This window comes from Thiomicrorhabdus chilensis DSM 12352, assembly GCF_000483485.1.
Taxonomy (GTDB): Bacteria; Pseudomonadota; Gammaproteobacteria; order Thiomicrospirales; family Thiomicrospiraceae; genus Thiomicrorhabdus; species Thiomicrorhabdus chilensis.
This window is the reverse complement of record NZ_KI519609.1, coordinates 15,781-28,856: the sequence shown is the minus strand read 5'-3', so window position 1 is coordinate 28,856 and position 13,076 is coordinate 15,781. Positions and strand designations below refer to the sequence as shown.

Annotated in this window: 9 protein-coding genes; 1 reads left to right on the top strand and 8 read right to left on the bottom strand. The window is 52.2% G+C overall.

The window, feature by feature from the left end:
* Window positions 1-22 precede the first annotated feature (22 nt).
* The 6 genes from B076_RS0100120 to B076_RS11575 all read right to left on the bottom strand — a co-directional run bounded on the left by B076_RS0100120 (window position 23) and on the right by B076_RS11575 (window position 10,126).
* A complete protein-coding gene (locus tag B076_RS0100120) occupies window positions 23-742 on the bottom strand; it encodes a copper resistance protein B (protein ID WP_051347065.1) in 720 nt (239 codons plus the stop codon).
* Between the two features lie 20 nt (window positions 743-762).
* On the bottom strand, window positions 763-2,715 hold the full coding sequence (locus B076_RS0100115; RefSeq protein ID WP_038150235.1) for a copper resistance system multicopper oxidase: 1,953 nt from the start codon (window positions 2,713-2,715) through the stop codon (window positions 763-765).
* 80 nt (window positions 2,716-2,795) lie between these two features.
* A complete protein-coding gene (locus B076_RS0100110) occupies window positions 2,796-3,230 on the bottom strand; it encodes a hypothetical protein (protein WP_028485516.1) in 435 nt (144 codons plus the stop codon).
* Window positions 3,231-3,329: 99 nt separating this feature from the next.
* Complete coding sequence (locus tag B076_RS0100105) at window positions 3,330-5,723, bottom strand: HD domain-containing phosphohydrolase (protein WP_051347332.1); 2,394 nt, start codon at window positions 5,721-5,723, stop codon at window positions 3,330-3,332.
* A gap of 174 nt (window positions 5,724-5,897) precedes the next feature.
* Window positions 5,898-9,032, bottom strand: a complete 3,135-nt coding sequence (locus B076_RS0100100; protein WP_028485514.1) for an efflux RND transporter permease subunit — start codon at window positions 9,030-9,032, stop codon at window positions 5,898-5,900.
* Between the two features lie 2 nt (window positions 9,033-9,034).
* Complete coding sequence (locus B076_RS11575; RefSeq protein WP_051347064.1) at window positions 9,035-10,126, bottom strand: efflux RND transporter periplasmic adaptor subunit; 1,092 nt, start codon at window positions 10,124-10,126, stop codon at window positions 9,035-9,037.
* Between the two features lie 307 nt (window positions 10,127-10,433).
* Between B076_RS11575 and B076_RS0100090 the strand changes: the two genes are divergently transcribed.
* Window positions 10,434-11,150: a YebC/PmpR family DNA-binding transcriptional regulator gene (locus B076_RS0100090; protein WP_028485513.1), complete on the top strand. Its 717-nt coding sequence runs from the start codon at window positions 10,434-10,436 to the stop codon at window positions 11,148-11,150.
* Between the two features lie 160 nt (window positions 11,151-11,310).
* On the opposite strand, the gene B076_RS0100085 is transcribed toward B076_RS0100090, so the two are convergent.
* Both B076_RS0100085 and B076_RS0100080 read right to left on the bottom strand, forming a co-directional pair.
* Window positions 11,311-12,213, bottom strand: a complete 903-nt coding sequence (locus tag B076_RS0100085; protein ID WP_028485512.1) for an alpha/beta hydrolase — start codon at window positions 12,211-12,213, stop codon at window positions 11,311-11,313.
* Between the two features lie 158 nt (window positions 12,214-12,371).
* Window positions 12,372-13,037, bottom strand: coding sequence for an ArsR/SmtB family transcription factor (locus B076_RS0100080; RefSeq protein WP_028485511.1), 666 nt, complete (start codon window positions 13,035-13,037; stop codon window positions 12,372-12,374).
* Window positions 13,038-13,076 lie beyond the last annotated feature (39 nt).

The following is a 13,076-nucleotide window of genomic DNA, read 5'->3' as shown; positions in this document are numbered from 1 at the left end:
GGAAGCCGAAAAGCCGGCTGGATTAAAACCAGAAACGCAGACCCGCCACCAGGGAGGTTTCTTGGTCCTCTTCATGGTAATCGGCAGTATCGCCGAAGGTTTGGTGCCATTCGATTCCGACATAGGGGGCGAATTTGCGCGTGAATTCATAGCGCAGACGTAGGCCAATCCCTAAAGACGAGAGTCCGGAACCGATCTTAAGTTCTGGAATCTCCCCCGAATAGGCTTTGAGTTCGGCTTCCGGAGACAGAATCAATCGTTGCGTAATCAGCGCCTCGTATTCCGTGCTTAAGCGCAATCCCAGGGTGCCATCGCCGTCCACCAGAGCATAGGCATCGGTTTCAAAGAAGTAGGGCGCCATGCCCGACAGTCCGATGACGCCCCAGTTGTGTGAATCCTCTTCATGGGTGTCGTAGCCCAATCCCAATTGCAGATCCCAATAGGGGGCGATTCCCTGGCCGTAAAGCAGCAGGTTGTGGCTTTCGCTTTCGCCGTTGACCGATTCGCCTTCCGATTTGATGACCAGACGCTGCAGCCCTTTCATGATCCAGAAGTCGGTCTCCCAGATAACGGGGTTGTCTTCCTGGTCGCTGACTTCGAGTTTGTCCATGGTGAACTTGCTGATGACCGGATCATCCATCATGCCCGCTTGCACACTTGGGACGCATAAAGTCAGAGTCGACATGGCGGTCAAAATGGACAGGCCTGCTCGTTTTGAAACGGATAATATTTGTGTTTTCATTGTGTTCTCCTTACCTTGAATTACGCCACAATCACTTTGCGGAACATGCCGGCCATATGGAACAGCATGTGGCAGTGATACGCCCATACGCCTTTGGCATCGACCGTGACCCGGTAACTGATGCGTGCACCGGGCTGTACGATCACAGTGTGCTTGCGCGGCAGGTGATTCATGTCGCCGGTTTCCAGATCGCTCCACAGACCATGCAGATGCATGGGGTGGTTCATCATGGTGTGGTTGACGAAGGTAATGCGGATGCGTTCGCCGTATTTAAAATGCAGCGGATCGGCTTTGGAATAAGGAACGCCGTCGATCGACCATAGGTAGCGCTCCATGTTGCCGGTGAGGTTAAGGATGATTTCGCGATCCGGTTGCGGATCGTGTCGGGTTGAGTGGAGATTGCGCAAGTCGGCATAGGTCAACACTTTGCGTCCGTTATTGCGGAGCCCCACCCCGGGATCACTGAGACGGTACTGCGCATTTTCGGCACGCATATTGGTCTGAGGTCCCCATTGAATCTCGGCTTGCTCAACCGGCCAGTCAGCGACGACCTGATTGGCGTCGAAAAAAGCTTCCATAGCGTGTTTTGAGTGCGATTGCGGTTGCTCGTGGTTCATCTCCTGATGCATGGCATGTTTGGAGTGATCCATGTCCGCTTCCATTTGGTGAAGCGGTTCTGTATTGCTCTGGGGCATGGCATGGCGTGAATGGTCCATGTTTTGATGCATGCTGTGATCCATTTCCCCGGAGGATTCGGGCATGGTGTGCTGTGTATGCTCCATGCCCGACATATCATGCCCGCTGTGATGCCCACCCATCGCCATATCGGTGTGGGTTAGAATCGGCAGTGGATCCATTTCAGGCACCTCGGCGGTGAGCTTGGCATCGGTGGTCAGGCTGCCTACCGCAAAGCCGGAACGATCCAGTGCCTGTGCAAACACGCAGTAGGCCGGTTCATCCTCGGGCTCTACCAATACATCATAGGTTTCGGCAACACCGATGCGGAACTCGTCGACTTCCACCGATTGCACCAAATTGCCGTCCGAGGCGATTACCGTCATTTTTAAACCGGGTATGCGCACGTCGAAAAAGGTCATGGCCGAACTGTTGATGAAACGCAGGCGTACGCGTTCGCCTTTTTTGAACAGGCCACGCCAATGGGTTGCGGGATTGGAGCCGTTCATCAAAAAGGTGTAGGTATGGCCGGTGACGTCTGACAGATCGCGATCCATCATCGACATTTCGTTCCACATCTTGCGGTCATTAAACGCCTGTTTAAAGCCTTTTTCCTGTACTTCACTGAAAAAGTCGCCCAGGGTACGCTGTTTGAAATTGTAGTAATCCGGCATTTTCTTGAGGTTGGCAAAGACCTCGTTCGGGTCTTCATCGGTCCAGTCGGAGAGCTGAATCACATAGTCCCGCTGGGTGTCGTAAGGGTCGGCTTCTTTGGGCACAATCACAATCGCGCCATACAGGCCTGTCTGTTCCTGAAAGCCGGAATGGCTGTGATACCAGTAGGTGCCATGCTGTTGGACGGTGAAGGTGTAGGTAAAGGTTTCACCGGGTTGGATGCCGTCAAAGGTGAGCCCGGGGACGCCGTCCATTTCAAAGGGGAGAATAATCCCGTGCCAGTGGATTGAGCTGTCCTCATCCAAGGTGTTGGTGACATGCAGGGTGACCGTGTCGCCTTCGCGCCACACAAGCGTCGGGCTCGGAAGCATGCCGTTTACCGTGGTGGCAATTTGCGGTGTGCCGGTGAAGTTGACGACCGCACGGCCGATTTCCAGGTGGAATTCGGTGCCGGTAAGGATGTTGGGATGCGCCATCGGTTTGACGGTTTGCGCAGTGCTTGCCAGCAATTCAGATGGCTTGAAGCCGACTCCGACCATAGCCGAGCCGATGACAGCGCCTTCGATAAAGCGACGACGGGTCACACGCGCAGGCGCGTTGACAGAGGGTGTTAAAGTTTTCATTGTGAAACTCCTAAATTCTAAAAACAATCAGGCACCGCATTCAGGGCGGTGCATGTGGGATCTGTATCAGAAACTAAGAGTTAAGCGGAGGGGGGACGCAATTCGGGCGGAATGGCACGTTTGAACACGGCTACGACCGCGCTGGCTTGGATGTGTGAAATGGGGTTAACAATCAAGGTGGTGGATTGTGCGTTGGCGATCAGAGGTGCGGCCGAAATGACCACACAACTGCCATCGCTGCAATCAGAGCAGCTACCGGTTTGGTGGTCACAACAATCCATATCCATATCCATGTTCATGGGTGCCGTCTTGTCGGGATGGTGCAGAGCGTGTTGCATGGCCAGACTGACGTCCATAACCTGGCTGCTGCTTATTTGGCTATGGTTGGAAGTGTGCGGCAACGAATCGGTCTGCATGTTGGGCGCGCTGTGCAGCATCAGACCTTCGGCAAAGACGGGCCGAATAATGAGCGATAATGCTAGAAATATGAGTAAAGCGCGTTTGTATAAGTTCATTGAACGTCCACACACAACCGTCTGTTATTACGATGAGCTTCCAGCATAGCGATTTTGAGAGTGGCTTGTCAATTGAATTGTCCATGCCGACGGCATGTTTCAATTGATGGTGAGCTTGATTTCATCGATTTGGCTGGATTTTAAACGTTTATTGAACTGTTTATACAGGCCGCTTTCAAAAAAGAATTTAACCAGCGTTTTATCGATCAAGCCGTCATTCGCCATGGAAGAGAGGATTTGAGTGATTTTGGAGAGCGGGTGCGGTTCTTTGTAGGGTCTGTCCTGTGAAGAGAGCGCCTCATAGAGATCCGCCAAAATCAAAATACGGTCTTCCAAGGCCAGTTGATCGGCTTTAAGGCCGCGCGGATAGCCCGAACCGTCGAGCTTTTCGTGATGGTTGGCAGCGATGTCGACGATGCGATTGTACTTGCGCGGAAACGGCAGGCTTTGCAATATTTCCAAGGATACGCGTGCATGATCCATGATTTTGGCGCGTTCGGATTGGTTAAGGGTGCCTGCACGAATACACAGGTTAAGGACTTCATCAGGCGTTAAAAAGGGTACGGTTTCACCGTTTTTTTGATAAGTCCGCTTGGCCAATTCCTCAATTCCGGCGATTTCAGCGTCGCTCAAATAGTCGTTTCCGGTATTACTCTGTTTGAGGAAGTCATAGATTTCATCGAGTGCGACGATCTCATCCTGATAGGTTTTTTGCAAGGCTTCAAATGTGTCCCCTTCGCTTTTCGAGGCAGACAGCTGAGCCTTCAAAAAGCGGATTTCGGCATCGCGTTTGAGTATCTCGATGCGTTCTCCAATGGTCTCAATCCGGTCGGTCACGCGTTCGAGCTTGGTGGCCTTTTGCATGATGAATTCAGGCGTGGTGATCTTGCCAACATCGTGCAGAAGCGCCGCGACCTTGATGGTATGCAGTTCTTCCGCGGAGTAGTGGACATCCTGATAAACGCTCTGATCCTGGTCAATGCCGTTGGCAATCAACTCTGACAGCTCGGCCACCTGGCGTACATGTGCGCCCGAAAAGGAACACTTTTCATCCAGCGCCTTGGAAATCGTGGAGAGGACCGATTCAAATAACTCTTCCAGTTGCTGGATCAACAAGGCGTTGTTAAGTGAAATCGCCGCCTGCGAGGCCAGCGCCAAAGCGCTTTGCTGGTCTTGCGCGCTGAAAGCGATGGCCTGGCCCACCGGGTCCTGCTTATTGATGAGTTGCAGGATACCAAGCAATTCCTGATTACGATCCAATAGCGGAATGACCAGCATGGAAACCGAGCGATAGCCGGTTTTTTCATCAAATTTGCGTGTACCTGAAAAGTCGAACGCATCGGCCGCATAGACATCCGGGATGTTGATGACCTGTTTGTCGAGTGCACAAAGGGCGGCGACCATTTTCAGATTGGGTTCGCCATTCTCCAGGTAGAGAGGAAGGTTGTCCCAAAGAATGGGTGTTTGGGTGCCTCCCATCTTGATGTTCAGGCTTCTGTTCTGCACCACCGTAAAGGTCAGTTCCTGGCGATTCGGCGAAAGCTGATAGAGTGTGCCGGCATCCGCATTGGAAAAATCCATAGCTTGTTCCAGTATCATTTCCAGCAGATTTTCAAGATGGGTTTCCGCCGACAAGGCTTGGGCGATTTTGAGCAAAGAAGCCAGTTTTTCTTCACTGGAATAGTCCGGCGCCGAAGTCATTTGTTCCATGGACAGAACCGAGGTTTGTGCGCCCAGTTGCTCCCCGGCCTCAAGTACTTTGCTGATCCAGGGTGCAAAATCCGATCCAGACAGCTCCGCCAGAATCTCGGTTTCATAAGCCGGTTTAAGGTGATAGGGGTAGACTCTGACCGGGTGTTTCAGTTGCTCAAGCATGCCCATCAAACGGGTCGGCGTTAAGTGTTTGCTCTGTTGCGCCAACTTGTCCATGGAGGACGGAAAGGAGACGTCGATCAATAGGGTTTGAATTTCGGAATCCTGATTGAGGTGATCGATCAATTGCGGGTTGTCGAAGGTATCGCCCGAAATCAAGACTCCCTGGTTGTCTTGTTTGACGATGAAACCGCAGGCTTCAATGCTGTGGTTGGCGCTGATCGGCGTGATTTCAATATCATCGATTTGCAGAGTGTGACCGCATTCGATTTCCACAAATTCCAGCATAGGGTGCCCTAGCTTTGGGTGGTCGATCTCTTGAAAACGGGGCCAGATGACACCGTTGAACAAGTGTGCTTCGAGCACTTCCAAGGTGGCTTTCAGGCCATAGATTTTAAGGGTTTTTTGGCGTTTTTCGAAATGGGTTTCAATCAGAAAAGGCAGGTCGGTTATATGATCAAAATGGGCATGGGTCAAAAAAACATGTTCAATCTTCAGGCTGTCCTGGCCAAGTGCTCGCATCACGTTGCCGGCATCAATCAGAATGGTTTGATTGACTAGAAAGGAGATACACTCCTTGTTTTTATCCAGGCTGCCGGAAGCACCGAGTACTGTGATCATGTGTTTGCTGTCCATGTTTTGAGGTGGCGGTTATTTATTTTGATTTTGTCTGCCGAGGCTCGTTTGCTGACTGCATTTGGATGTTGCCACCATGCTTAGCATCATAGTGGCTGGACGGGTCAATGTAAATGTTCAATGGACTCGTTTGGTGAGTCTTGCGCGTATGCCAAGCCGTTACGATTTGGTGGGAGGCTGTTTAAGAGCGGCTTCCAATTTGCGTGTGTCCGTCAAAGGTGAGCCGGTGTGTTTGGCCAGCAGAGCATAGACGGCCGGAATCACAAACAGGCTCAACAGCGTTGAAAACGCCACGCCCCAAAAGAGTATCACGCCGAGAATATAACGTGTTTCCGCCCCGGCACCGCTGGAGAAAATCAGCGGAATGGTTCCGGCAATGGTGGTGACCGCCGTCATCACAATCGGTCGCAGGCGAAGCTGGGTCGCGCTGACGAGAGCGCGGTAAAGCGGCAGTCCGCGGTCGCGAAGTTGGTTAGTGAACTCCACAATCAGTATGCCGTTTTTGGTGGCCAGGCCGAGCAGCAATACCAGTGCAATCTGGCTGTAGATATTGAGCGACATATTATAGGCCAGCAGTGAAAAAAGACCACCTGCCAGCGCCAGAGGCACGGTGAACAGAATCACCAGCGGATGCACAAAACTCTCGAACTGTGCGCCCAGAACCAGAAAGATCACCACCACACCAAACAGAAACACAAAAATAAAGGAACTGGAGGCGTTTTGGAAGTCGCGCGATTGGCCTTTATAGTCAATGACCGCCTCCGCTGGCAGAGTGCTGCGGGTCAGCTGGTTAAGATAATTCAGTGCCTCACCCAGCGATAGGGTATCGTCGAGCTGTGCCGACAGCGTCATGGAGCGTACCCGGTTGTAACGGTTGAGACTGGAGGCGACGCCAGAAGTCGTCACCTCGGTGATGTCCGCCAGAGGAATCATTTGTCCGCTGGTTTCGGAGCGCAAATAAATGTGTTCCAAATCCTGGGGTGAACGGAACCACTTGTGATCGGCCTTAATCATCACATCATACTCTTCACCTTCGTATTCATAGGTGGTGACGCGTTTACTGCCGAGCAGGATCTGCAGGGTTTCGGTCAGGTTTTCGTGTGATACCCCAAGGGCCTTGGCTTTGGCGTAGTCCACCGTCAGACTCAGCTGTGGTTTGTTCGGCTCGTAATCCCAGTCCAGTCCGGTCAGGCCGGGATTGTTTTCGTTGATCGCCTTGTCCATCTGCGCCTGCCATGTCTCAAGCTGTTCATAGCTTGGCCCACCGATCACGAACTGCACCGGTTTCTGAATGCGGCCGCCTATCGGGTTGCGCATTACCGGCACGGCTTTGACGCCAGTGAGATCGGAGAGTTGTTTGCGTACCTCGTCCATGATGGCATAAGCGTTGCGGCGTTGCGACCAGTCTTCGAGCACTACGATGACAAAACCGCTGTTGAAGATTTCACTGTTGCCGAATGATCGCGGCGTGCGGATCAGCAGGCGTTTGGCTTCGCCGTTTTCCACCAGTGGCATCAGGCGAGTTTCAATCTCGTCCATATAGCTCTGCATGTATTCAAAGGTGGCGCCTTCGGGCCCTTTGATCATCACAAAAAAGGCGCCGCGGTCTTCCTTGGGCACATATTCCTGCGGGACTTGTTGGGCGTAGTGTACGGCGGCACCGACAATGCCAATAAACGTCAGACCAATCAGCCACGGGTGGCGCAGATTTTTGACCAGCAGTTTTTTAAAGCGGTGGTTGGGTGCCTGGCGAGCTTTGGCTGAATCGTCAGGGTCGGTTTCAGTGGATTTGGAGGCACGAAGACGCGGCGCGCGAACCGGCTTGAGGATTTTGGAGGCCAAAGCCGGCGAGAGCGTCAGCGCCACCCAGCTGGAGAAAATGACCGCCACGGCAAGGGTGATCGCAAATTCGGAAAACAGCCGGCCGATCTGACCCTCCAGAAAGGCGATGGGGAGAAACACCGCAATCAGGGTCATGGTGGTGGCGATGACCGCAAAGCCGACCTGACGCGTGCCCAGATACGCGGAGGCGTTGGGGGCGTACCCCATATCAAGGTGGCGCTGGGTGTTTTCCAGCACCACAATCGCATCGTCCACCACCAGACCGATGGCCAGCACCAGTGCTAACAAAGTGAGCAGGTTAATGGAAAAGCCCAAGGCCCAGAGAACACCAAAGGTGGCGATGAGCGAGACCGGTAAGGTGACGATCGGCACCAGCGCGGCACGCCAGTTTTTGAGGAAAGCCAGCATCACCAGGCCTACCAGGGACAAAGCGATGAACAAGGTTTTATAGACTTCATTGACCGCTTGCTCCACAAACACCGAGGAGTCGTAACTCTCAGCCAGATAGAGGCCTTCGGGCAAGGTCTTGTTGACCTGTTCGCGGCGTTCGCGCGCCAGGTTGGCCACGCTTAGCGTATTGGCGTTGGACTGCTTGACGATGCCGATGCCCACCATCGGTTGGCCGTTACCGCGGAAAGAGCGGCGGCGTTCAATCGCGCCCAGACGTACCTCCGCCACCTCGCCAAGTGTCACCTGACCAATCTGGTCCCCTTGCTTGATCACCAGGTTTTCAAAGTCGGCGACGCTCTGCAGGGGTTTGTCGGCCTGCATGCTGAAAAGAATGTGTTCACCCTGTACCGAGCCGACTGGCAGTTCGATATTGGAGGCACGCAGTTGGCGTTCAATGTCCTGAGCGCTGATGCCGTGGAGCGCCATTTGGCTCGGATTGAGCCAGATACGTAAGGCATACGACTGGCCGCCTCCGATGCGTACCCGCGCCACACCGTCAATGGTGGAAAAGCGGTCTACCAGATAGCGTTCCGCGTAGTCGGTCAGCTCGGTGACACTCATCTGGTCGCTGTTGAGGTTGAACCACATGATTGGGCTGTCGTCGCCGTCCACTTTCTCCACTTCCGGTGGCGTGGCCTGTTCCGGCAGGTTGTCGGCCACGCGCGAGACGCGGTCGCGGATGTCGTTGGCGGCGGCGTCAATGTCCCGTTCAATGGAAAATTCCACCGAAATGCGTGAACGGCCGTCGCTGGAGGTCGATTCGATATAGAGGATGCCCGCAATGCCGGAAATACGGTTTTCGATCAGTTTGGTGATACGTGATTCGACCACGGCGGCCGAAGCGCCTAGGTATTCGGTGTCGATGGTGACAATGGGGGCGTCCACATTCGGGTATTCGCGCAGGCTCATGCGGTCAAAGGCCATCAAGCCAAACGCAAGTAACAGCAAGGAGGCGACAGTCGCCAGGATCGGACGTTTAACCGAAGTGTCTGAAAGCCACATGATTAAGGCGCCTGCTGTGAATTCGATTGCTTAACGGGGCGCAACAGTGTCTCCTGCGAGGCCTGATTCTGCATCGCTTTGATGGCAACTGGAACTTTGCTGTTGACACGCATGACGCCTTGGCTGACGACCAGGTCACCAGCCTGTAAACCGGACAGGATTTCAGTCATGGAAGGGCCGATTTTACCGCCTTGGATTTCAACCTTTTCCGCTTGGTGATTCCCATCTTGGCTGGCATGCAAACGGTAAACAAACTCCTTGTCCCCGAGCATCAATACCGCGGTATTGGGCACACTTAACTGGGTTTTGTTTGGCAGGTCGATTTGCGCTTCGACCATCATGTTGGCTTTGAGCAGGCCTGCCGGATTGCCAATCAGAGCTTGCACCTGAGCCATGCGCACATTCTGCTCCAAGCGTGGCGAGATGGCGTTGATGGTGCCGACAAAGGTTTTGTTCGGAAACGCCGGGGTGCTTAAGGTGACGTTTTGTCCGATCTTCAGGTAGCGCAGGTGTTGGGTGGAAATCAGTAAATCGAGCTTCATCTCTTGGGTGTTGTCCAGACTGACGATTTTGGTGCCGGGAGTCACCAAGGCGCCCACCGAGAACGGCGAGACACCCAACTGCCCGGCAAAGGGGGCGTAGATTCGGCGGTCGGCCACTTGGGCTTCAATCACCTTGCGTTTGGCGATGGCGGTCTGCCATTCGCGGTATTTTTGATCGACCATCGATTGTGTGACCGAACTGCGCCCGACCACTTCCTTGACACGTCGATACTGCAGGTTCGCCTCTTCTGCCAGGGCTTTGGCTTCCTCAAGCGCCGCCAGTTCTTCAGCACTGTTCAGTTCCAGTAACAGTTGGCTTTTGCGCACGGTTTGCCCGGCGCTGAAGTGAATGGCGTGGATGGTGTCGGTGACGTTTGCGGAAATGTCGATGGACTCTTTTGCCTGAAGCTGTCCCAGCGCTTTAATCATTTGCGGTTGAGAGGTCAAGGAAGCCTCATAGGCAATCACCTGAACGGGTGGCTTGGCAAAGGCTGGATTGGCCTGTAAATAGGCGGCAACCAAGACAAAAGGGAGAATCCAATTTTTTCGCATGTGAGTGAAACTCTTTTGCTTAGAAAGTAGAACATTCATTCTATGTATAAACGGGTGGAAAGCAAGCACTTTAAAAGCCTGTTTTTTTGCGGGTTTTGAGGGGTAAAATTGTAGGATTGAGTAATTGAACAGGCCTGTTTATTTTGCAAAGAAAACCAGTTTTTTGTGAGACGTTGACGGTTTTTATGCCATGTTCCAACCATTTTAAGCACCGTCTGCAGGATTTCGGAACCGTTTAAATCCCTAATCAAAAACGAATGGTGTAAAATTTAGGTTTTATATTGATATTTCAACGGAGCAGTGCGAAATGGGTAGAGCCTATCAAAACCGTAAAGAGTCGATGGCTAAAACTTCCGATCAAAAGGCAAAGGTTTACAGTAAATACAGCCGTGAAATCTATGTGTGCGCCAAAAATGGCGGGGTTGAGGTGGAGAGTAATCTGGCCTTGTCGGGCTTGATTGAACGCGCCAAAAAGGATCAGGTTCCGGCTCACGTCATCGACAAAGCGATTGAAAAGGCCAAGGGCGGCGGCGGCGAAGACTTTGCCATGGCGCGTTATGAAGGTTACGGCCCGGGCAACTCGATGGTGATGGTGGAATGTTTGACTGACAACCCGAACCGTACTTTCGGTGACGTGCGCCACTGCTTCACCAAAGCCAAGTGCAAAATCGGAACCCAAGGCAGTGTGGCGCATATGTTCGACCACAGTGCAATTTTTGTGTTTCCGGGTGAAGACGAGGAAGCCGTGCTGGAAGCCCTGATGATGGCCGATGTGGATGTCACGGATATTGAGTGCGAGGATGGAAAAGTCAGTGTGTTTGCTCCCAATACCGAATACGCTAAAACCCGTCAAGCTTTGACCGAAGCCTTTCCCGGCATCGAGTTTGAAGTGGACGAAATCCAGTTTATTCCGCAAATGTTCAAGCAGATTGAGGGTGAGGATCTGGAAATGTTCGAGAAGTTCTTGGACAGTTTGGAAGATTTGGACGACGTGCAAAAGGTCTATTACGACGTGGAGCTGTAATCGATTTTTGCGGATTTGTCTTTGAAAATGAACAGGCCTGTTCATTTTCAGGTTAGATGGCTTTTGACCCGTGTGAGTGTTAAAAGCCAATAAAAAAAGCCCGGTTAACAAAAGTGTTTAACCGGGCTTTTTGGTTTAAGGCGTTATCCTTGGTCGGAGATTACTCCTGAATGAATTCCACCGCGGTTTCCACCAGCTCTTCGCTGAACAGGTCCAGGAAGAAGTGGTCGGAATCTTCGATGCTGTAGGTCTGAACCAAGTCGTTATCAACGTTTTCCATCTTCTTCGGCAAATCGGCCACCACCTTGTCGGCGGAGCCCATGATCACCAAAGTGGGCTTGAGGGCTTTTTTCAACAAGGTCGGCGTGTCCATACGTGGTTCGTCTTTATAGTAACTCACAAAGGCTTCGGCCGTGGCTGAAGTGTCTTTGCAGTAAATGAAGTTGATGCCCTTGAGCATTGTGTCGCCTTTGCCTTCCTTGACCAGTTTTTCAGCCGAATTCAGAATCGGTTGCAACGGTAAGTCGTATTTTTTGGCATAGTCTTTGTGTTCGGCTTCCTTGCTCCAGGTTTGGGGGGCAATCAGAATCACTTTTTTGATAACCGGCTCGTCACGTTCCACGCTGAACCAGGCTGTTTGGTTTCCGCCACGCGAGTGCCCCATTAGGGTCACTGAGGTTGCGCCTTTGGCTTTCAACCAATCCAGCCAGAAGCCCATCTCTTCCAACGCGTCTTCATGTTTGTGGGTTTGTGGCAGTGCGCAATTCACCTCGCCGTGACGGTCGTTGACGTTCAGGCTCAGGTTCGGTGCTAAAGAGCTGATGCCTTGCTCGGCCAGCAACTTCTGGATGCTGCGGTAGGTTTCGCGACCGTTGTGGGTGGTGGTTCCGTGGGTCAGTAGCACCACATCATCCGCCAAAGTTTTACCTTCCGCCATCACCAGATTGGCGTTAACGGTCAAGTTTTTGAAGTTCTCCTTGACCTCTTCGGCAGAGGCGCTGAAGGCTGAAAAGGCCAGCAGCCAGAACAGGGTGAATATCGAGAATCTTGTTTTTGTTTTCATTGTTGTTTCCTCAAAAGTGAAAGGCAACGGCTAATTGAGCCGATTTGCTATATTAGCAGAGCCAAATCGCTTCTCCCAACAGAATTTCAGCGCACTTAATAAATTGCTTTGATGGCTAAACGATACAGTTTAGGACTCTACACTAGAGTCTATGCCAGTCAGCTTTGACTTTTTTCCGTGGTTGGTCGTCCGGCGGCTTTCCATTCAGGGAAACCGTCAACCAAACGGTGCGCCGTGACGCCTTTTTTCTGGAGGGCTTCAACCGCATCATAAGAAAACAGGCAGTAAGGTCCGCGGCAGTAAGCGACAATGGTTTTACTGTTATCGAGTTCATTCAGTCGCCGGTCAAGGTCTTCCGGTGGGATGTTGATGGCATGGGGAATGTGACCTTGCCGGTACTCCTTTTCGGGTCGGACGTCCACAACGATGACTTCGCCGTTTTGGCTCATTTCCATGAGTTGGTCTGCACTGATGGGGTCGAGCTTGTCTTTTTGGGTCAGGTAGCTGTCCAGCAAAAACTCAACCTGAGCCAGATGAGTTTCTGCGGTTTTCCTGAGACTGGTAATCAGGTTGACAACGTCATTACCTGCCAATAAATATAGGCGTTTATTGCCGTCTTTTCTGACTTCTACCAAAGCATTTTGTTTCAGTACCTGCAAGTGCCTTGAGGTATTGGCCAGACTTAAGCCAGTGAGCTGGCTGAGTTCTTCGACGCTGCGCTCAGCCTGTGCCAGATAATCCAGCAATTCGAGCCGTTGAGGGGAGGAGATAGCCTGTGCGATGTTCGCCAATTGTTCGAATAACTGTTTCTTAACTGAGGACATGACAATATAAACCCGTTTGAATCGAATTTTTAAACTATT

Bases quoted from the DNA above. Each gene is read 5' to 3' on its own strand.
- B076_RS0100120 (WP_051347065.1), bottom strand. From the start codon at position 742: ATGAAAACACAAATATTATCCGTTTCAAAACGAGCAGGCCTGTCCATT.
- B076_RS0100115 (WP_038150235.1), bottom strand. From the start codon at position 2,715: ATGAAAACTTTAACACCCTCTGTCAACGCGCCTGCGCGTGTGACCCGT.
- B076_RS0100110 (WP_028485516.1), bottom strand. From the start codon at position 3,230: ATGAACTTATACAAACGCGCTTTACTCATATTTCTAGCATTATCGCTC.
- B076_RS0100105 (WP_051347332.1), bottom strand. From the start codon at position 5,723: ATGATCACAGTACTCGGTGCTTCCGGCAGCCTGGATAAAAACAAGGAG.
- B076_RS0100100 (WP_028485514.1), bottom strand. From the start codon at position 9,032: ATGTGGCTTTCAGACACTTCGGTTAAACGTCCGATCCTGGCGACTGTC.
- B076_RS11575 (WP_051347064.1), bottom strand. From the start codon at position 10,126: ATGCGAAAAAATTGGATTCTCCCTTTTGTCTTGGTTGCCGCCTATTTA.
- B076_RS0100090 (WP_028485513.1), top strand. From the start codon at position 10,434: ATGGGTAGAGCCTATCAAAACCGTAAAGAGTCGATGGCTAAAACTTCC.
- B076_RS0100085 (WP_028485512.1), bottom strand. From the start codon at position 12,213: ATGAAAACAAAAACAAGATTCTCGATATTCACCCTGTTCTGGCTGCTG.
- B076_RS0100080 (WP_028485511.1), bottom strand. From the start codon at position 13,037: ATGTCCTCAGTTAAGAAACAGTTATTCGAACAATTGGCGAACATCGCA.